This window comes from Cytobacillus sp. (assembly GCF_032154635.1).
GTDB lineage: Bacteria > Bacillota > Bacilli > Bacillales > Cytobacillaceae > Cytobacillus.
This window is the reverse complement of sequence record NZ_JALDXW010000027.1, coordinates 24,540-45,299: the sequence shown is the minus strand read 5'-3', so window position 1 is coordinate 45,299 and position 20,760 is coordinate 24,540. Positions and strand designations below refer to the sequence as shown.

General features: G+C 40.1%; 21 protein-coding genes and 1 other annotated feature. All 21 genes read left to right on the top strand.

Going from position 1 to position 20,760, the window contains the following annotated elements:
• Window positions 1-510: an NYN domain-containing protein gene (locus RUH74_RS17275; RefSeq protein WP_313802196.1), complete on the top strand. Its 510-nt coding sequence runs from the start codon at window positions 1-3 to the stop codon at window positions 508-510.
• 70 nt (window positions 511-580) lie between these two features.
• Window positions 581-1,237 carry an RNA polymerase sporulation sigma factor SigH gene (gene sigH, locus RUH74_RS17270; protein ID WP_313802194.1) on the top strand — a complete coding sequence of 219 codons (657 nt, stop codon included), beginning with the start codon at window positions 581-583 and terminating at the stop codon, window positions 1,235-1,237.
• A gap of 110 nt (window positions 1,238-1,347) precedes the next feature.
• Window positions 1,348-1,491, top strand: a complete 144-nt coding sequence (rpmG, locus tag RUH74_RS17265) for a 50S ribosomal protein L33 (RefSeq protein WP_082631877.1) — start codon at window positions 1,348-1,350, stop codon at window positions 1,489-1,491.
• 53 nt (window positions 1,492-1,544) lie between these two features.
• Window positions 1,545-1,727 carry a preprotein translocase subunit SecE gene (gene secE / locus RUH74_RS17260; RefSeq protein WP_053478277.1) on the top strand — a complete coding sequence of 61 codons (183 nt, stop codon included), beginning with the start codon at window positions 1,545-1,547 and terminating at the stop codon, window positions 1,725-1,727.
• A gap of 148 nt (window positions 1,728-1,875) precedes the next feature.
• Entirely contained in the window at window positions 1,876-2,409 is a 534-nt protein-coding gene (gene nusG, locus RUH74_RS17255) for a transcription termination/antitermination protein NusG (RefSeq protein ID WP_053478276.1), read from the top strand.
• A gap of 239 nt (window positions 2,410-2,648) precedes the next feature.
• On the top strand, window positions 2,649-3,074 hold the full coding sequence (rplK, locus tag RUH74_RS17250) for a 50S ribosomal protein L11 (RefSeq protein ID WP_009336545.1): 426 nt from the start codon (window positions 2,649-2,651) through the stop codon (window positions 3,072-3,074).
• A gap of 224 nt (window positions 3,075-3,298) precedes the next feature.
• Window positions 3,299-3,997 (top strand): 50S ribosomal protein L1, encoded by a 699-nt coding sequence (gene rplA / locus RUH74_RS17245; RefSeq protein WP_313802187.1) that lies wholly within the window; start codon window positions 3,299-3,301, stop codon window positions 3,995-3,997.
• A gap of 50 nt (window positions 3,998-4,047) precedes the next feature.
• Window positions 4,048-4,191 (top strand) — a sequence feature (ribosomal protein L10 leader region).
• A 33-nt stretch (window positions 4,192-4,224) separates the two neighbouring features.
• On the top strand, window positions 4,225-4,725 hold the full coding sequence (gene rplJ, locus RUH74_RS17240; protein WP_313802185.1) for a 50S ribosomal protein L10: 501 nt from the start codon (window positions 4,225-4,227) through the stop codon (window positions 4,723-4,725).
• 57 nt (window positions 4,726-4,782) lie between these two features.
• On the top strand, window positions 4,783-5,145 hold the full coding sequence (rplL, locus tag RUH74_RS17235; RefSeq protein WP_102272407.1) for a 50S ribosomal protein L7/L12: 363 nt from the start codon (window positions 4,783-4,785) through the stop codon (window positions 5,143-5,145).
• A gap of 133 nt (window positions 5,146-5,278) precedes the next feature.
• Window positions 5,279-5,881 carry a class I SAM-dependent methyltransferase gene (locus RUH74_RS17230; RefSeq protein ID WP_313802181.1) on the top strand — a complete coding sequence of 201 codons (603 nt, stop codon included), beginning with the start codon at window positions 5,279-5,281 and terminating at the stop codon, window positions 5,879-5,881.
• A 359-nt stretch (window positions 5,882-6,240) separates the two neighbouring features.
• Entirely contained in the window at window positions 6,241-9,798 is a 3,558-nt protein-coding gene (gene rpoB / locus RUH74_RS17225) for a DNA-directed RNA polymerase subunit beta (protein WP_313802179.1), read from the top strand.
• A gap of 150 nt (window positions 9,799-9,948) precedes the next feature.
• Window positions 9,949-13,548, top strand: a complete 3,600-nt coding sequence (gene rpoC, locus RUH74_RS17220; protein ID WP_313802177.1) for a DNA-directed RNA polymerase subunit beta' — start codon at window positions 9,949-9,951, stop codon at window positions 13,546-13,548.
• Window positions 13,549-13,700: 152 nt separating this feature from the next.
• Complete coding sequence (locus tag RUH74_RS17215) at window positions 13,701-13,949, top strand: 50S ribosomal protein L7ae-like protein (RefSeq protein WP_313802175.1); 249 nt, start codon at window positions 13,701-13,703, stop codon at window positions 13,947-13,949.
• A 102-nt stretch (window positions 13,950-14,051) separates the two neighbouring features.
• Entirely contained in the window at window positions 14,052-14,474 is a 423-nt protein-coding gene (gene rpsL, locus RUH74_RS17210) for a 30S ribosomal protein S12 (protein ID WP_053478268.1), read from the top strand.
• A 43-nt stretch (window positions 14,475-14,517) separates the two neighbouring features.
• Window positions 14,518-14,988, top strand: a complete 471-nt coding sequence (gene rpsG / locus RUH74_RS17205; RefSeq protein ID WP_009336565.1) for a 30S ribosomal protein S7 — start codon at window positions 14,518-14,520, stop codon at window positions 14,986-14,988.
• 51 nt (window positions 14,989-15,039) lie between these two features.
• Complete coding sequence (fusA, locus tag RUH74_RS17200; RefSeq protein WP_313802172.1) at window positions 15,040-17,118, top strand: elongation factor G; 2,079 nt, start codon at window positions 15,040-15,042, stop codon at window positions 17,116-17,118.
• A 121-nt stretch (window positions 17,119-17,239) separates the two neighbouring features.
• Window positions 17,240-18,427, top strand: coding sequence for an elongation factor Tu (gene tuf / locus RUH74_RS17195; protein WP_313802170.1), 1,188 nt, complete (start codon window positions 17,240-17,242; stop codon window positions 18,425-18,427).
• Window positions 18,428-18,827: 400 nt separating this feature from the next.
• Complete coding sequence (gene rpsJ / locus RUH74_RS17190) at window positions 18,828-19,136, top strand: 30S ribosomal protein S10 (protein WP_003348621.1); 309 nt, start codon at window positions 18,828-18,830, stop codon at window positions 19,134-19,136.
• Window positions 19,137-19,175: 39 nt separating this feature from the next.
• Window positions 19,176-19,802 carry a 50S ribosomal protein L3 gene (gene rplC / locus RUH74_RS17185; RefSeq protein ID WP_313802168.1) on the top strand — a complete coding sequence of 209 codons (627 nt, stop codon included), beginning with the start codon at window positions 19,176-19,178 and terminating at the stop codon, window positions 19,800-19,802.
• A gap of 27 nt (window positions 19,803-19,829) precedes the next feature.
• Window positions 19,830-20,453 (top strand): 50S ribosomal protein L4, encoded by a 624-nt coding sequence (rplD, locus tag RUH74_RS17180; protein WP_102272414.1) that lies wholly within the window; start codon window positions 19,830-19,832, stop codon window positions 20,451-20,453.
• Complete coding sequence (gene rplW, locus RUH74_RS17175; protein ID WP_102272415.1) at window positions 20,453-20,737, top strand: 50S ribosomal protein L23; 285 nt, start codon at window positions 20,453-20,455, stop codon at window positions 20,735-20,737. The genes rplD and rplW overlap by 1 nt, the downstream gene beginning before the upstream one ends.
• Window positions 20,738-20,760 lie beyond the last annotated feature (23 nt).

Here is a 20,760-nt window from a genome sequence, read left to right as displayed (position 1 = left end):
ATGAACATCCTAATTGTCGATGGATATAATGTGATTGGTGCTTGGCCAGAACTGCGAGCACTAAAAAACAAGGACTTGTCTGCAGCCAGAGATCGCTTAATAGAGAAAATGGCTGAATACCGAGCGTATTCCGGATATAGGGTGATTGTTGTTTTTGATGCCCATTTTGTGAAGGGAACAGAAAAGCAGTATAAAAATCATAATGTAGAAGTAATTTTTACGCGGACAAATGAAACAGCAGATGAACGAATAGAAAAACTGGCGATTAGTCTCAATAATATAAAAACACAAATCCATGTGGCTACTTCAGATTACACAGAACAATGGGCAATATTTGGTCAAGGGGCATTGCGGAAATCATCAAGAGAATTATTAAATGAAATGAACAATATTGAAAATAGAATAGACAAAAAGGTAAAAAAGATACAAGAGGAAAGACCTTTCAGTAGAATACCGCTTAGCAACGAGGTATCAGAAATATTTGAAAAATGGCGCAGAGGAAAGCAGTGAGCGGTTGACGCTGGAAAAAAGCCTACTGTATAATATTTCTATCTATGTTTGTGCGGTCGGAGGGATCTGAGTGGATACTGACTTAAAGGCAATCGACGAAAGTAATTTAGCGTATTTACAGCTTGAAGACGAAGAATTGGTTGATTTGGTTCATCGGGGAGAAAGTGAAGCATTAGATTATTTGATTCATAAGTATCGTAATTTCGTTCGTGCAAAAGCAAGATCCTATTTTTTGATTGGTGCAGATAAAGAAGATATTGTTCAAGAGGGAATGATCGGATTATATAAGGCGATTCGGGATTTCAAAGAGGACAAGCTTTCCTCGTTCAAAGCCTTTGCCGAGCTATGTATTACTAGGCAAATTATTACAGCTATCAAAACAGCCACTCGACAAAAGCATATCCCATTGAATTCCTATGTATCTTTGGACAAGCCGATTTATGACGAAGAATCGGACCGGACATTAATGGATGTTATTTCGGGTGCGAAAGTAATGGATCCTGAGGAATTAATCATTAACCAAGAGGAATTTGATCATATTGAAGTGAAAATGGCAGAGATTCTTAGCGATTTGGAAAGAAAGGTCCTTGCGCTTTATTTAGATGGCCAGTCCTATCAAGAAATCTCAGAAGAACTAAACCGACATGTGAAATCAATTGATAATGCCCTTCAGCGAGTCAAGCGAAAGCTTGAGCGGTATTTGGAAGTTCGTGAAATTTCGTTGTGATCGGATCGGGGATTCTTTCTACTCTTTCTTCCAGTTTTCGCTGTTATTGACATCAATTATTGTCCGTGTTAAAGTTTTAAGGACGTAGCAGTATTTAGTAGGTGGAATGAATGAGAAAAAAAGTGGTACTCGCTTGTGCTGAGTGTGGTTCTCGAAATTATTCAACAATGAATAACAAAGAAACTGAACGTTTAGAACTAAAAAAATTTTGTAAAACATGCAATAATCATACTACCCATCGCGAAACAAAGTAAGGTTAATAGATAAAAATTAAAAGGATATTTCTCTTGAGGTTGGGGGTTACGACATGCAACGCATCTTGAAGTTTTTCCGTGATGTTGGCCGTGAAATGAGAAAGGTCAGCTGGCCAAAACGTAAAGAATTAACAAGTTATACTGTGACGGTTCTTGCAACGGTCGTGTTCTTTGCTGTATTTTTTGCTGTAGTTGATTTAGGTATTTCTGAACTGATTCGTTTAATTCTTGAATAACCCCTCTATGTCCATGGTATAATGGAGAATAACAGAGGAAACATTTGCAAAGCCCGGAAACGGGTTTTTTCATTTGGAAAAAAATACTCTACAATTAAAGCCTAAAATTTGTTATTACAGGGAGGGAAGGACGAACGAGTCCCCTTGAATGGAAAAGAATTGGTATGTTGTTCATACGTACTCTGGTTATGAAAATAAAGTGAAGGCTAACTTGGAGAAGCGTGTTGAATCAATGGCAATGCAAGATAAAATTTTTCGGGTAATTGTACCTGAAGAAGAAGAAACAGATTTCAAAAATGGAAAGAAAAAAGTTGTTAAGCGTAAAGTTTTTCCAGGATATGTATTAGTTGAAATTGTAATGACTGATGATTCCTGGTATGTAGTCCGTAATACGCCGGGTGTAACAGGCTTTGTTGGCTCTGCTGGATCTGGTTCTAAACCAACACCATTATTGCCGGAAGAAGTAAATGTAATCTTGAAGCGCATGGGCGTTGAAGAAAAACGTGTAGATATCGATTTTGAACTTGGAGAAACGGTACAAGTGAAAGAAGGGCCATTTGCAAACTTTACCGGTTCGATTGAAGATATTGATAAGGATAAAGCGAAGATTAAAGTTTTAGTCAATATGTTTGGCCGTGACACTCCGGTTGAACTGGACTTTTCGCAGATTGAAAAATTATAAAAGATTATGAGAAGCCTTCAAAGTACTGAATGTTATTCTCTAACTTCAAAAAGTTATTCTTGCTTATTTGAAAAAAACTTGAAATCGTCTTTAAAAAGTGGTAACATTTCAAAGGTCAGTATGTCTCGGCAATGAGACCGGACAAATGCTAGAGTTCTTTATCTTTATATAAAGACTATAAGTTGAGTGGGAGGGAATTTCCCTATTACCACATCACGGACTTTAAGGAGGTGTGTCTCGTGGCTAAAAAAGTAATCAAACTTGTTAAATTGCAAATTCCAGCAGGTAAAGCAAACCCTGCTCCGCCAGTAGGTCCTGCACTAGGTCAAGCCGGTGTGAATATCATGGGATTCTGTAAGGAATTTAACGCTCGTACAGCTGAACAAGCTGGTTTAATCATTCCTGTTGAAATTACGGTTTTTGAAGACCGTTCATTTACATTTATTACGAAAACTCCTCCTGCTGCAGTTCTTCTTAAGAAAGCGGCTGGAATCGAGTCTGGTTCTGGTGAACCAAACCGTAATAAAGTAGCAACAGTCAAGCGTGACAAGGTACGCGAGATTGCTGAAACAAAAATGCCTGATCTAAACGCTGCAAGTGTTGAAGCTGCAATGCGTATGGTTGAAGGTACTGCTCGCAGCATGGGTATCGTCATCGAAGACTAATCCAAGTATGCTGTTCAACGGGGTTGCGTTGCTGAATTAGGTTTCACACGCAACCTTTTGTACGTCTAGCTCGGACATTTTTTGAAGGCGTATGTACGTTTTTTTATGATGTCTAGCTTCAGCGCCTAGCCCCTCGAGATCATAAGCCGGGGCTGAGCAAGGCGCTTGCGCGTTTCGCCGTGGGAGGTTATTCCGCTAAAACCACAATCTAGGAGGAAATAAAAATGGCTAAAAAAGGTAAGAAGTATTTAGAAGCTAGTAAGCTTGTAGATCGCATGAAGGCTTATCCAATTGGAGAAGCAATTGAACTTGCAAAGAAAACAAATTTTGCTAAATTTGATGCAACTGTAGAAGTAGCATTTCGTTTAGGAGTAGATCCTAAGAAAGCTGACCAGCAAATCCGTGGAGCTGTTGTGCTTCCAAACGGTACTGGTAAAACTCAGCGCGTCCTTGTTTTTGCTAAAGGTGAAAAAGCGAAGGAAGCAGAAGCTGCAGGAGCAGATTTCGTAGGCGATGCTGACTACATCAATAAAATCCAACAAGGTTGGTTTGATTTCGATGTAATCGTTGCTACACCAGATATGATGGGTGAAGTTGGTAAGCTTGGACGTGTATTAGGACCAAAAGGCTTAATGCCAAACCCTAAAACAGGTACAGTTACATTTGATGTAACAAAAGCTGTTCAAGAAATTAAAGCTGGTAAAGTTGAATACCGTGTTGATAAAGCTGGTAACATCCACGTGCCAATCGGTAAAGTTTCATTTGAAAACGAAAAGCTTGTTGAAAACTTCAACACTATTTTCGATACAATGATGAAAGTTAAGCCTGCTGCTGCAAAAGGTACGTACATGAAGAACGTTTCTGTTACTTCAACAATGGGACCTGGCGTAAAAGTAGATCCATCAACTGTAACAGTAAAATAATAACAATTGACAAACAAACATACATTTAGTAAGATGTATTTTGTTGTGAAAATAAAATAACATTTTTACCGTAGACAGCAGGGGCATTCATGCTTAATTTCCTGCCGAGGTATTACGATACAGTTAATTGTTTGATTAACTATTGTATACTTCCTCCATGTCTATTATAGGTGTGGAGGTTTTTTATGGAACGGTTTAAATGTAGAATTTCTACAGGAGGTGTAAAGATGAGCAGTGTTATCGAACAAAAGAAACAGATCGTAGGAGAAATTGCTGATAAATTTAAAGCGAGTGTATCGACGATTGTTGTTGATTATCGTGGTCTTACTGTTGCAGAAGTGACTGAACTTCGTAAACAACTTCGTGAAGCTGGCGTAGAATTCAAAGTATACAAAAATTCATTAACACGTCGTGCGGCTGAAGCAGCTGAGCTTACAGGCTTAAATGAAGTGTTAACAGGTCCTAATGCGGTTGCATTCAGTACTGAAGATGTAGTTGCTCCAGCAAAAATCATTAATGATTTTGCGAAAAAACATGAAGCGCTTGAAATTAAAGCGGGTGTAATTGAAGGTAATGTTGCTTCAGTTGATGAAGTGAAGGCTCTTGCAGAACTTCCATCACGCGAAGGTTTACTTTCTATGCTACTCAGCGTTCTTCAAGCACCAATCCGCAATCTTGCTCTTGCTGCAAAAGCTGTTGCAGATCAAAAAGAAGAACAAGGCGCGTAAGTTAAGATTAGCGTTAAACTAATAGAATTAAACCAAAAATAAGGAGGAAATTTTATCATGACTAAAGAACAAATCATTGAAGCAGTTAAAAATATGACTGTTTTAGAATTAAACGACTTAGTAAAAGCTATCGAAGAAGAATTTGGTGTAACTGCTGCAGCTCCTGTAGCTGTTATGGGCGGAGCTGCTGCTGGCGCTGCTGAAGAAAAAACTGATTTTGATGTAATCCTTGCTTCTGCAGGCGATCAAAAAATCAAAGTTATCAAAGTTGTACGTGAAATCACAGGTCTTGGACTTAAAGAAGCGAAAGAACTTGTTGACAACACTCCAAAACCACTTAAAGAAGGCGCTTCTAAAGAAGAAGCTGAAGAAATCAAAGCTAAACTTGAAGAAGTTGGAGCTGGCGTTGAAGTTAAGTAATATATATATTGAAAAGCCCGCTGGATAGCGGGCTTTTTTTGACTAGAAACAATGATGTATTCTTATCGTTGACGGGAACGTTCAAATCCTCTTTAGCTTTCTACAATCCTTTCTCCGTCGGAGGTGATTTGTCTTGTCTGAGCACTATTATTCCAAAACACAAAAAGTTGAAAGTGACCCAAAATATTGGAGCTTCATACTTAATAACTTTTCTTTCCGTTTTAAAACGGATAATGGGGTATTCTCTAAAAAGGAAGTTGACTTTGGATCTAGGTTATTAATAGAAGTATTTACAGAGCCTGCTATAGAGGGGAACATTCTTGATGTTGGATGTGGATACGGACCAATTGGGTTATCTATGGCACAGCAAATGAAGGATCGGCTAGTTCACATGATTGATGTAAATGAACGGGCGCTTTCGCTTGCAGCGGAGAATGCTCAATTAAATGAAATCGAAAATGTTTGCATATATGAAAGTGATCGGTTAGAGAATGTTAAGGGCAATCGGTTTGCTGCAATTCTAACAAACCCGCCAATTCGCGCTGGAAAAAAGGTTGTTCATGATATTTTTGAACAAAGCTTTGATTGCTTGCTTCCGGGTGGAGAGCTTTGGGTTGTTATCCAAAAAAAGCAGGGAGCTCCATCAGCTATTGAAAAATTGTCTGAGATATACGGAGAAGTAGAGACGGTTGCGAAGAAAAAAGGATACTTTATTATAAAAGCCAAAAAAGATTGACTTGACTTTTTTCGTATGGTAGTATTATAAAATGCCAACATATTATATTCCTGTTAATTACTAAATTGCACAAAAGTTGTATAAAAATGGTATTAGTGGGAATGATAACAAAATAATTGTCGTAATGTAGAAATGTGGTTTTTTAGTTAAAAACCCTTTTTCTTTTTGTCTAATCGAAAAGCGGTAGATTCCGAAATGGGATTTGTCTAGCGCAAGCAGCCTACCCCCTCGAGGTCACAAGCCAATCCTCCCAAAAAGGTAAAGAACACCTTTCCGGGAAGCTAGTCTTGTGCTTGTCGGGGGTGGGTAAGGCGCTTCCGCTTTTCTTCAAATAACGCTTGATTTGAGGGGTGAATCAGTTGACAGGTCAACTAGTTCAGTATGGACGACACCGCCAACGTAGAAGTTACGCACGAATCAGTGAAGTTTTAGAATTACCAAATCTAATCGAAATCCAAACCTCTTCCTATCAATGGTTTCTTGATGAGGGTTTACGTGAAATGTTCCATGACATTTCTCCGATTGAAGACTTTACTGGTAATTTGTCGCTTGAATTTATTGATTACAGCCTTGGCGAACCAAAATATTCCGTTCCGGAATCGAAAGAAAGAGATGTTACATATTCTGCACCTTTACGTGTGAAAGTGCGTCTTGTAAACAAAGAAACAGGCGAAGTTAAAGACCAGGATGTCTTTATGGGTGACTTCCCGCTTATGACAGAAACAGGTACATTTGTGATTAATGGAGCTGAGCGTGTTATTGTTTCACAGCTTGTCCGTTCTCCAAGTGTATACTTTAGTGGAAAACTAGATAAAAACGGGAAAAAAGGCTATACGGCAACTGTAATCCCGAACCGCGGCGCTTGGCTTGAGTATGAAACAGATGCCAAGGACGTCGTATACGTTAGAATAGATCGTACTCGGAAACTGCCCGTTACGGTTCTTTTGCGTGCGCTTGGGTTCGGATCTGATCAAGAAATCATTGATTTGATTGGAGACAATGAATACATCCGTAATACACTTGAAAAAGATAATACCGAAGGAACGGAAAAGGCGTTATTGGAAATTTATGAGCGTCTTCGTCCTGGGGAACCACCAACAGTTGAGAACGCAAAAAGCTTATTGGTTTCAAGATTTTTTGATCCAAAACGCTATGACTTGGCGAATGTTGGTAGATATAAGATTAATAAAAAGCTTCATATTAAAAATAGATTGTTTGGTCAGCGCCTTGCAGAAACGCTTGTTGACCCTGAAACAGGGGAAATTGTTGCTGAAAAAGGTGTTACCCTTGACCGCCGTACATTAGATCGTATTCTGCCTTATTTAGAGAAAAATATTGGCTTTAAAACGGTTAGTCTTGTAGGCGGTGTTCTGGAGGAAGATATAACACTCCAGTCAATTAAAATTTATGCACCAAACGAAGATGGCGAAAAGATTATTAATGTAATTGGCAATGCTTATGTTGAAGAGGCTGTGAAAAATATCTCACCAGCTGATATCATTGCTTCAATTAGTTATTTCTTTAACCTGCTGCATTCAGTTGGTCTTACTGATGATATTGATCATCTTGGTAACCGCCGTTTGCGTTCTGTTGGAGAATTGCTTCAAAATCAATTCCGTATCGGACTTTCAAGAATGGAACGTGTCGTTCGTGAGAGAATGTCCATACAGGATACAAATACAATTACTCCGCAGCAGCTAATTAATATTCGACCTGTTATTGCTTCAATTAAAGAATTTTTTGGCAGCTCGCAGTTATCTCAATTTATGGATCAAACAAACCCGCTTGCAGAGCTAACGCATAAACGCCGACTTTCTGCGCTTGGACCTGGTGGTTTAACGCGTGAAAGAGCTGGTATGGAAGTTCGAGACGTACACTACTCTCACTATGGCCGGATGTGTCCAATCGAGACTCCAGAGGGTCCAAACATTGGCTTGATCAACTCTTTATCTTCGTTTGCGAAAGTAAACCGATTCGGATTTATTGAAACGCCGTTCCGTCGTATTGATCCTGAAACAGGAAAAGTAACGAGCCGCATTGATTATCTGACTGCAGATGAAGAGGATAACTATGTTGTCGCACAAGCGAATGTTCGTCTTGGTGATGATGGATCATTCCTTGATGAAGAAGTTGTAGCTCGTTTTAGAGGGGAAAATACAGTTGTTGCCCGTGATCGCGTCGACTATATGGATGTATCGCCTAAGCAGGTTGTATCCGCTGCGACAGCATGTATTCCTTTCTTGGAAAATGATGACTCCAACCGTGCATTAATGGGAGCGAACATGCAACGTCAAGCTGTTCCATTAATGCAGCCGCAAGCACCTCGTGTTGGAACTGGAATGGAATATGTTTCAGGGAAGGATTCTGGTGCTGCTGTAATTTGTAAGCATGAGGGAATTGTTGAACATGTAGAGGCTCGTGAGGTATGGGTTCGCAGAATCAATACGATTGATGGCCAAGAAGTAAAGGGCGATCTTGATAAATACAAATTACTCAAGTTCATTCGTTCGAATCAAGGAACCTGCTATAACCAGCGTCCAATTGTAGCTGTTGGCAACCGTGTAACAAAAGGTGAAATTCTTGCTGATGGACCTTCGATGGAGCTTGGTGAATTAGCTCTTGGCCGAAATGTCCTAGTAGCCTTTATGACATGGGATGGCTATAACTACGAAGATGCAATCATTATGAGTGAGCGCCTTGTAAAGGATGATGTATACACTTCTATTCATATTGAAGAATATGAATCTGAATCACGTGATACGAAGCTTGGGCCAGAAGAAATTACACGTGATATTCCGAACGTTGGCGAAGATGCTCTGCGTAATTTGGATGAGCGTGGAATTATTCGAACGGGTGCTGAAGTGAAGGATGGAGATCTCTTAGTAGGAAAAGTTACACCTAAGGGAGTAACTGAATTAACTGCTGAGGAAAGACTTCTTCATGCAATCTTTGGTGAAAAAGCACGTGAAGTACGTGATACTTCACTCCGTGTACCTCATGGTGGCGGCGGTATTGTTCTAGATGTAAAAGTATTTAACAGAGAAGATGGAGATGAGCTCCCACCAGGAGTAAATCAATTAGTTCGTGTTTATATTGTTCAAAAGCGTAAAATCTCTGAAGGGGATAAGATGGCTGGACGACATGGAAACAAAGGGGTAATCTCACGGATTTTACCGGAAGAAGATATGCCTTATATGCCGGATGGCACACCTGTTGACATCATGTTAAATCCATTAGGGGTTCCATCCCGTATGAATATCGGTCAGGTGCTAGAGCTTCACTTAGGAATGGCAGCTAGAGCGCTTGGTATTCATGTAGCTTCTCCAGTATTTGATGGAGCAAGTGAGGAAGATGTTTGGGCGACCATCGAAGAAGCTGGAATGGCACGCGATGCGAAAACAGTTCTATATGATGGACGTTCAGGAGAACCGTTTGATAATCGTGTATCCGTAGGTGTCATGTACATGATCAAACTTGCGCACATGGTTGATGATAAACTTCATGCTCGTTCAACTGGGCCATACTCACTTGTAACTCAGCAGCCGTTGGGTGGTAAAGCTCAATTTGGCGGACAGCGTTTTGGTGAGATGGAGGTATGGGCACTAGAGGCTTATGGTGCGGCATACACACTACAGGAAATCTTAACTGTTAAGTCGGATGATGTTGTCGGACGTGTAAAAACATACGAATCCATTGTTAAAGGTGAAAATGTCCCTGAACCTGGAGTGCCGGAATCATTTAAGGTACTTATTAAAGAACTTCAAAGCTTAGGTATGGATGTGAAGATTCTTTCTGGGGACGAAGAAGAAATTGAAATGCGTGATACGGAGGATGACGAAGAAGTTCAGCAAGCTGAATCTTTAGCAATTGCTCCGGAACCACAAAGCATTGAACAGGAAGTTGTTACAAAGGAATAACTTCTTAGAAATGAGAAATCAAGTGTTTTCTACTCCTAAGCCTCCGTTTACAACATATAACGGAGGCTAAAAGGATAATATAGTTGCACCCTGTTTGCTACATATGGGCAATAAGGGAAAAGCCCGGAGATCAAAAGGGAGGTAGGCCCCTTGCTAGATGTAAACAATTTTGAGTATATGAAAATCGGTCTAGCTTCGCCAGATAAGATCCGTTCATGGTCACATGGTGAAGTGAAAAAACCGGAAACAATTAATTACCGTACATTAAAACCAGAAAAAGATGGTTTGTTCTGTGAACGCATTTTTGGTCCTACGAAGGATTGGGAATGTCATTGCGGAAAATATAAAAGAGTTCGATATAAAGGTGTAGTTTGTGACCGATGCGGTGTTGAAGTAACTCGTGCAAAGGTCCGTCGTGAAAGAATGGGACACATCGAGTTAGCTGCTCCGGTATCACATATTTGGTATTTTAAAGGAATTCCAAGTCGTATGGGACTCGTTCTTGATATGTCTCCTCGTGCACTTGAAGAAGTTATTTACTTTGCCTCTTACGTAGTGACTGAGCCAGGCGATACAGCACTTGAGAAAAAACAGCTGCTCTCAGAAAAAGAATACCGTGCGTATCGTGAAAAATACGGGAATAAATTCCAAGCATCAATGGGTGCTGAATCCATCAAAAAACTCCTTTCCGATATTGACCTTGACAAAGAAGTCGATATCCTAAAAGAAGAATTAAGAACAGCCCAAGGACAACGAAGAACACGTGCAATTAAGCGTTTGGAAGTACTAGAGGCATTCCGTGGTTCAGGCAATGAACCATCTTGGATGATTCTTGATGTTCTTCCAGTTATTCCTCCAGAATTGCGTCCAATGGTACAGCTTGATGGCGGCCGTTTCGCAACTTCAGACCTTAATGATCTTTATCGTCGAGTAATTAACAGAAATAATCGTTTAAAACGTTTATTAGATCTTGGTGCACCTAGCATTATCGTACAGAACGAAAAGAGAATGCTTCAGGAAGCAGTCGATGCATTAATCGATAATGGACGCCGTGGGCGCCCAGTTACTGGTCCAGGTAACCGTCCGTTGAAATCTCTATCTCATATGCTAAAAGGTAAGCAAGGTCGTTTCCGTCAAAACCTTTTAGGGAAACGTGTTGACTACTCTGGCCGTTCGGTAATTGTTGTTGGGCCAAATTTAAAAATGTATCAGTGTGGTCTTCCTAAAGAAATGGCATTAGAACTATTTAAGCCGTTTGTTATGAAAGAACTAGTTGAAAAAGGTCTATCGCATAATATTAAATCAGCAAAACGCAAAATTGAAAGAGTGCAGCCTGAAGTATGGGATGTTCTTGAAAGCGTCATTAAAGAACATCCAGTTCTACTAAATCGTGCACCAACTCTTCACAGACTAGGTATTCAGGCATTTGAACCAACAATTGTTGAAGGGCGCGCGATCCGTCTGCATCCGCTTGTGTGTACAGCATACAACGCTGACTTTGATGGTGACCAAATGGCTGTTCACGTTCCGCTTTCATCTGAGGCACAAGCAGAAGCGAGATTATTAATGCTTGCAGCTCAAAATATTTTGAACCCGAAAGATGGAAAACCTGTTGTTACTCCTTCTCAGGATATGGTATTAGGGAATTATTACCTAACAATGGAAAGAGATGGAGCTGTCGGAGAGGGAATGATTTTTAAAGATATAAATGAAGCGCTGCTTGCATACCAAAATGGGTATGTGCATTTGCACACACGGGTAGCTGTTCACGCAGGATCTTTAAAAAATCCAACCTTTACCGAGGAAGAAAACAAAAAGTTATTAATAACAACGGTTGGGAAGTTAATATTTAACGAAATTCTACCAACATCATTCTCATATATTAATGAACCGACAAGGCATAATCTTGAGGTAGAGACACCGAAACAGTATTTTGTTGATCAAGGTGCAGATGTCCCTTCTATTATTCGAGAAATGCCGCTTGTAGAACCATTTAAGAAAAAAATCCTTGGGAATATTATTGCTGAGGTATTCAAGCGATATAAAATTACGGAAACATCAAAAATGCTTGACCGTATGAAAGACCTCGGATTTAAATACTCTACTAAGGCTGGGATTACAGTTGGTGTAGCAGATATCGTTGTACTAGGTGAGAAAGAACAAATTATTCATGATGCTCAAAATAAAGTTGATAACGTTATGAAGCAATTCAGACGCGGACTTATCACTGAAGATGAGCGTTACGATCGTGTTATTTCTATTTGGAGTGCTGCGAAAGATGTCATTCAAGAAAGACTAATGAAATCACTAGATAAGTCGAACCCGATCTTTATGATGAGTGACTCTGGTGCTCGTGGTAACGCCTCTAACTTTACTCAGTTAGCTGGTATGCGCGGACTAATGGCGAACCCGGCTGGACGAATCATTGAATTGCCGATCAAATCAAGTTTCCGTGAAGGATTAACGGTATTAGAGTACTTTATTTCTACTCACGGTGCTCGTAAAGGTCTTGCGGATACAGCCTTGAAAACGGCTGACTCAGGTTACTTAACGCGTCGTCTTGTAGATGTAGCGCAAGATGTCATTGTCCGTGAAGATGATTGCGGAACAGACCGCGGCTTGAAAATTAGCTCGTTGAAGGATGGAACTGAAGTAATTGAAACGCTAGAGGAACGTCTAATTGGGCGTTATGCTAGAAAATCAATTAAACATCCTGAAACAAATGAAGTAATTGTTCCGGAGAATGGGTTAATTACAGAAGATCTTGCTGAAGCAGTTATTAAAGCGGGTATTGAAGAAGTGTGGATTCGATCAGCGTTTACATGTAATACACGTCATGGTGTATGTAAGAAATGTTACGGCCGCAACCTTGCAACTGGTCAAGAAGTAGAGGTAGGAGAAGCTGTAGGTATTATTGCTGCTCAATCTATCGGTGAACCAGGTACACAGTTAACCATGCGTACTTTCCACACAGGTGGAGTTGCGGGAGACGATATTACTCAAGGTCTACCACGTATTCAAGAAATTTTTGAAGCACGTAATCCTAAGGGGCAGGCAGTTATTACTGAAATTGAAGGTGTAATTGTCGGCATAAACGAAGGTCGTGATCGACAGCAGGAAATCGTCGTTCAAGGTGAAGTAGAATCAAGAACATATACTGCACCATACACTTCTCGTCTCAAGGTAGCGGTAAATGACCATGTAGAACGCGGTCAAGAACTAACAGAAGGTTCAATTGACCCGAAAGAGTTAATAAGAGTTAAAGATGTAACTGCGGTACAAGAATACTTGTTACGTGAAGTGCAAAAGGTTTACCGTATGCAAGGGGTAGAAATTGGCGACAAGCACGTTGAGGTTATGGTTCGTCAAATGCTTCGTAAGGTGCGTGTAATTGATGCAGCAGAAACAGATGTACTTCCTGGAACATTACTAGATATACATCAATTTACTGATGCAAACGAAAAGGCACTTCTTGCAGGGAAATTACCAGCAACTGGTCGTCCTGTATTACTCGGTATTACAAAAGCATCACTTGAAACAGATTCGTTCTTATCCGCGGCATCCTTCCAAGAAACAACAAGAGTTCTAACAGATGCAGCCATTAAAGGAAAACGAGATGAATTGTTAGGGCTAAAAGAAAATGTTATTATTGGAAAATTAGTTCCTGCTGGAACAGGTATGCAGCGATATAGACGTGCTGAGCCATACACAAATGAAGAAGCAGCTGAAGATGCTGTGACTGTAGAATAATATTTTTAGTGCTAGCTGACTTGAACAGCTAGCACTAAATTTTACTAAGAAACTTGTTAATAAAAGTAGAAATAGTTATTGACATAGAAAATCGAAAGTGGTAATATAGCAAAGGTGCTCCTATTAACCGAATACTTTGGAGGATGTTGTTTATGTCTTATGAAAAAGTATTGCAGGCAAAAAATGTCGTAATAGGAACAAAGCAAACGGTGAAAGCACTAAGTCAAGGGACGGTTACCGAAGTTGTAGTTGCTAAAGATGCGGACCATAAGGTCGTAGCAAAAGTAGTAAGTACAGCAGAGGAGATGAAGGTTCCGGTTCTATATGTCGATTCAATGAAAAAACTTGGAAAGGCATGCGGGATTGATGTTGGTGCGGCAACTATTGCAATAATTAATTAAAAACTGTTTTTGTAGATAGATATCTGCAAAGACTTTGTTTTTTGCAACAAAATGAACCACCTGGATGTGTGGGCTTAACAAAAATGAAGGGAGGACAATTACATGCCTACTATTAACCAATTAGTGCGTAAACCTCGTCAAACGAAAGAGGACAAATCTAAATCACCAGCACTAAACAAAGGCTACAACAGCTTCAAAAAAGCACAGACTAATGTATCTTCACCACAAAAGCGCGGTGTATGTACTCGTGTTGGTACAATGACACCGAAAAAACCTAACTCAGCGTTACGTAAATATGCGCGTGTTCGTTTATCTAACGGAATCGAGGTTAATGCTTACATTCCTGGTATCGGACATAACCTACAAGAACACAGCGTTGTGTTAATCCGTGGCGGACGTGTGAAAGACTTACCGGGGGTACGTTACCATATCGTACGCGGAGCGTTAGATACAGCTGGAGTTGCAAACCGTATGCAAGGACGTTCTAAATACGGCGCGAAGAGACCAAAAGCACCTAAGAAGTAATTTTAAAATATAACGTAAAGAATTTCCGAAAGGAGGAAATAATATGCCACGTAAAGGTCCTGTAGCAAAAAGAGATGTATTGCCGGATCCGATTTATAACTCAAAGCTTGTTAGCCGCCTGATCAACAAAATGATGATCGATGGTAAAAGAGGTAAATCACAAGCTATTTTGTATTCAGCATTTGATATTATTAGCGAGCGTACTGGCAAAGAGCCGATGGAAGTATTCGATCAAGCACTTAAGAACATCATGCCAGTACTTGAAGTAAGAGCACGCCGTGTTGGTGGTGCAAACTACCAAGTACCAGTAGAGGTGCGTCCAGATCGCCGTACAACTCTTGGTCTTCGTTGGTTAGTAAACTACGCTCGTCTTCGCGGAGAGAAAACGATGGAAGAGCGTTTAGCTAACGAAATCTTAGATGCAGCTAACAACACTGGTGCATCTGTTAAGAAACGTGAAGATACACATAAAATGGCAGAAGCAAACAAAGCATTTGCTCACTACCGCTGGTAAAATAAGAAGATTAATTAAAATAACACTCATACTAGGAAGGAGAAAGACCCAATGGCAAGAGAGTTCTCCTTGAAAAACACTCGTAATATCGGTATCATGGCTCACATTGATGCTGGTAAAACAACAACAACGGAGCGTATCCTTTACTATACTGGGAAAATCCACAAAATCGGTGAAACACACGAAGGTGGAGCCCAAATGGACTGGATGGAACAAGAACAGGAACGTGGAATTACTATTACATCTGCGGCGACAACTGCGCAATGGAAAGGTCACCGTGTTAACATTATTGACACTCCAGGGCACGTAGACTTCACTGTAGAAGTTGAACGTTCTCTTCGTGTTCTTGATGGTGCTGTAACTGTACTTGATGCACAATCTGGTGTTGAACCACAAACAGAAACAGTATGGCGTCAAGCTACAACATACGGTGTACCACGTGTTGTATTCGTAAACAAAATGGATAAGCTTGGAGCAGACTTCTTATATTCTGTAAAAACGCTACATGACCGTTTACAAGCGAATGCAGCAGCTATTCAGCTTCCAATCGGAGCAGAAGATCAATTTTCCGGAATTATAGATTTAGTAGAAATGAAGGCTACTATCTATAACAACGATCTTGGAACGGATATTGAAGAAATTGAAATTCCTGAAGAACACAAAGCACAAGCTGAAGAATATCGCGAAAAGCTAATTGAAGCGGTTGCTGAATTAGATGAAGACTTAATGGAAAAATATCTTGGTGGAGAAGAGATCTCTATCGAAGAGCTAAAAGCGGCTATCCGTAAAGCGACATTAAGTGTTGAATTCTATCCAGTAATGTGTGGTACAGCTTTCAAAAACAAAGGTGTACAAAAAATGCTTGATGCGGTTATTGACTACCTTCCATCACCATTAGATGTACCAGCAATTAAAGGTACATTACCTGACAGTGATGAAGTTGTGGAACGTCATTCTAGCGATGAAGAGCCATTCTCAGCTCTTGCATTTAAAGTTATGACAGACCCGTATGTTGGTAAACTTACATTCTTCCGTGTATACTCTGGAACATTGAACTCAGGTTCATATGTACAAAACTCTACAAAGGGCAAGCGTGAGCGTGTAGGACGTATCCTTCAAATGCATGCAAACTCTCGTGAGGAAATTTCTATTGTATATGCTGGGGATATTGCAGCAGCGGTTGGTCTGAAAGATACAACTACTGGGGACACTCTATGTGATGAAAAAGAATTAGTAATTCTTGAATCTATGGAATTCCCAGAACCAGTTATCCAATTATCTATCGAGCCTAAATCAAAGGCTGACCAAGATAAGATGACAACTGCTCTACAAAAATTACAAGAAGAAGATCCAACATTCCGTGCGCATACTGATCAGGAAACTGGACAGGTAATTATTGCTGGAATGGGTGAGCTTCACCTTGATATCCTTGTTGACCGTATGAAACGTGAATTCAAAGTAGAAGCTAACGTTGGTGCACCACAAGTTGCATATCGTGAAACTTTCCGTTCGTCTGCATCAGTTGAGGGTAAATTTGCTCGACAATCTGGTGGTCGTGGACAATTCGGTCACGTTTGGATTGAGTTCTCTCCAAACGAAGAAGGAAAAGGCTTCGAATTCGAAAATGGCATCGTCGGTGGGGTTGTTCCTCGTGAATACATCCCAGCGGTTCAAGCTGGACTTGAAGATGCGCTTGAAAGAGGAGTACTTGCTGGATATCCATTAGTTGATATTAAAGCAAGATTATTTGACGGTTCATATCATGATGTTGACTCATCTGAAATGGCATTCAAAATCGCTGCATCTATGGCACTTAAAAATGCAGCTTCAAAATGTAATCCAGTCATCCTTGAACCAGTAATGCGCGTTGAAGTAATTATCCCTGAAGAATACTTAGGTGATATCATGGGTAACGTTACTTCTCGCCGTGGCCGTGTAGAAGGTATGGAAGCTCGTGGTAATGCACAAGTTGTTCGTGCAATGGTTCCACTATCTGAAATGTTTGGTTATGCAACTTCATTGCGTTCTAGCACGCAAGGCCGTGGTGTATTCTCAATGCACTTCGATCACTACGAAGAAGTACCAAAATCAATTTCAGAAGAAATCATCAAAAAAAATAAAGGTGAATAATTGATTTTACCTTATTTATAAAGTATAACTACTAATGTAGGCTAAATTGCTGCAAATAGAATATTCTTTTTGCAGCTCATCCAAATACTTAACTTTTATATTCTAAAGGAGGATTTTCCTAATGGCAAAAGCTAAATTCGACCGTTCAAAACCCCATGTTAACATTGGTACAATCGGACACGTTGACCATGGTAAAACAACTTTAACAGCTGCAATCACTACTGTACTTGCAAAAGCAGGTGGCGGTGAAGCACGCGGTTATGATCAAATTGACAACGCTCCTGAAGAAAAAGAGCGTGGAATTACAATCTCTACTTCTCACGTTGAGTATGAAACTGCAAACCGTCACTATGCACACGTTGACTGCCCAGGACACGCTGACTATGTTAAAAACATGATCACTGGTGCTGCACAAATGGACGGAGCTATCCTAGTAGTATCTGCTGCTGATGGCCCAATGCCACAAACTCGTGAGCACATCCTTCTTTCTCGTCAAGTAGGTGTACCTTACCTTGTTGTATTCATGAACAAATGTGACATGGTAGACGATGAAGAACTTCTAGAATTAGTTGAAATGGAAATTCGTGATCTATTATCTGAATACGATTTCCCAGGCGATGACATTCCAGTTGTTAAAGGTTCAGCTCTTAAAGCTCTTGAAGGCGAAGCTGAATGGGAAGAAAAAATTGTTGAATTAATGGCAGCAGTTGATGAGTACGTTCCAAACCCAACTCGTGAAACTGATAAGCCATTCATGATGCCAGTTGAGGATGTATTCTCAATCACTGGACGTGGAACAGTTGCAACAGGACGTGTTGAGCGTGGACAAGTTAAAGTTGGTGACGTAATCGAAATCATCGGTTTAACAGAAGAGCCAAAATCAACTACTGTAACTGGAGTAGAAATGTTCCGTAAGCTTCTTGACTATGCAGAAGCTGGAGACAACATCGGTGCACTTCTTCGTGGGGTAGCTCGTGAAGAAATCCAACGTGGTCAAGTTCTTGCAAAGCCAGGTTCAATTACTCCACACGTAAAATTCAAAGCTGAAGTTTACGTTTTATCTAAAGAAGAAGGTGGACGTCACACTCCATTCTTCACAAACTACCGTCCTCAGTTCTACTTCCGTACAACTGATGTAACTGGTATTTGTAATCTTCCTGAAGGCGTAGAAATGGTTATGCCTGGAGATAACATTGAAATGAACGTTGAGCTTATCGCTCCAATCGCTATCGAAGAAGGAACAAAGTTCTCAATTCGTGAAGGTGGACGTACAGTAGGCGCTGGCGTTGTTGCTACAATCGTTGAATAATTAATATTAAAAACCAGATGGGTGACGATCCATCTGGTTTTTTTATTGGGAAAATGTTTGTTTTTAATCGCGTTTCTTCTATATAAATGGCGCGGCGGCTTTAGAAAAAAATAAGTACAGAGAAAAAAGAGTGTAAGATTAGATGCAATATTTGGTTTGTCTAAATCTTGCTTGAAAAAGTCTGTTGTTGTCGCTATAATTATACAAGTATGCAAAACCAAAAGAAATTATGTGAAACTATTGCATTTCATTATTAATTTCTGTATAATAGACAATGTTGGTCTTTGACTGCGATGATGTGAAAGGTTGCTGACACACCCGGCCGCTTTGCCATGGCGAGTGTGTGGGAAATTTTCACTGAGAATGTCTATTTGAAAATAGGCGAAAAGGAGGGAAAATAATGGCAAAACAAAAAATTCGTATTCGTTTAAAAGCGTATGATCACAGAATTCTTGATCAATCTGCTGAAAAGATTGTTGAGACTGCAAAGCGTTCTGGTGCGGCTGTATCTGGTCCGATTCCACTACCTACTGAGAAGTCTGTTTATACAATTCTTCGTGCGGTTCATAAGTACAAAGATTCTCGTGAACAATTCGAGATGCGTACGCATAAACGTCTAATCGACATCATTAATCCAACACCACAAACAGTTGATTCGCTAATGCGTTTAGACTTACCATCTGGTGTAGATATCGAAATTAAACTTTAATGAATAAATTTAACTAACAATCTAGGAGGTGTGACTGATATGACCAAAGGAATCTTAGGAAGAAAGATTGGTATGACTCAAGTGTTTGCTGAAAACGGTGAACTTATCCCGGTAACAGTTGTTGAGGCAGCTTCAAACGTTGTTCTTCAAAAGAAGTCAGTTGAAACTGATGGCTATGAAGCAATTCAAGTTGGATTTGAAGATAAACGTGAAAAGTTATCTAACAAACCTGAAAAAGGACATGTTGCAAAAGCTAACACTGCTCCTAAGCGCTTCGTTCGTGAATTACGTGGAGTGAATTTAGGAGATTATGAAGTTGGTCAAGAAGTCAAAGTTGATATTTTTGCAGCAGGTGAAACTGTTGATGTAACAGGAATCTCAAAGGGTAAAGGTTTCCAAGGTGCTATTAAGCGTCACGGACAATCTCGTGGACCAATGGCTCACGGTTCTCGTTATCACCGTCGCCCAGGTTCAATGGGTCCTGTCGCTCCAAACCGTGTATTCAAAGGTAAATTATTACCTGGACGTATGGGTGGAGATCAAGTAACTGTTCAAAACCTTGAAATTGTAAAAGTTGATGTTGAACGCAATCTTTTACTTATTAAAGGAAATGTACCAGGTGCTAAAAAAGCAATGCTAAAAATTCAAAGTGCGGTAAAAGCATAGTAGTAAGTCGGAAAGGAGGAATAAAGAATGCCGAAAGTAGCATTATACAGCCAAGCTGGATCAAAGGTTGGAGAAATCGAACTTAATGATACAGTGTTTGGAATCGAGCCTAACAACCATGTATTATTTGAAGCGGTTGTTATGCAAAGAGCTTCTTTACGTCAAGGAACTCATAAAACTAAAATTCGCTCTGAAGTAGCAGGCGGTGGACGTAAGCCATGGCGTCAAAAAGGAACAGGCCGTGCACGTCAAGGTTCTATCCGTTCTCCACAATGGCGCGGGGGTGGTACTGTATTTGGACCTGTACCACGCAGCTATAGCTACAAGCTTCCTAAAAAAGTTCGTCGCTTAGCTATTAAATCTGCATTATCTTCTAAAGTATTAGGTGAAAATGTATTAGTATTAGAAAGCCTTGCTTTCGAAACTCCAAAAACAAAAGACTTTAAAGGTGTACTTAAAGGCCTTTCTGTTGATACAAAGGCATTAATCGTAACAGCTGACCTAGATGAAAATGTAGCATTATCTGCTCGTAACATCCCTGGTGTAACGGTTGTGACGGCGTCTGGAATCAACGTATTGGATGTTCTAAATCATGATAAGTTAATCATGACGAAAGCAGCGGTTGAAAAAGTAGAGGAGGTGCTTGCATAATGGATGCACGCGATATCATTAAGCGCCCCGTAATCACTGAACGTTCTACTGATCTTATGGCTGAAAAGAAATATACGTTTGAAGTTGATGTGAAAGCTAACAAAACTCAAGTTAAGGATGCTGTTGAAGCGATCTTTGGCGTGAAAGTTGAAAAAGTCAACATCATGAACTACAAAGGTAAATTCAAGCGTATGGGTAAATTCGGCGGTTACACAAACAAACGTCGTAAAGCAATTGTGAAATTAACAACTGACAGTCAAGAAATCGAGTTTTTCGAAGCTTAATATATTGACGAGAAAAGGAGGGA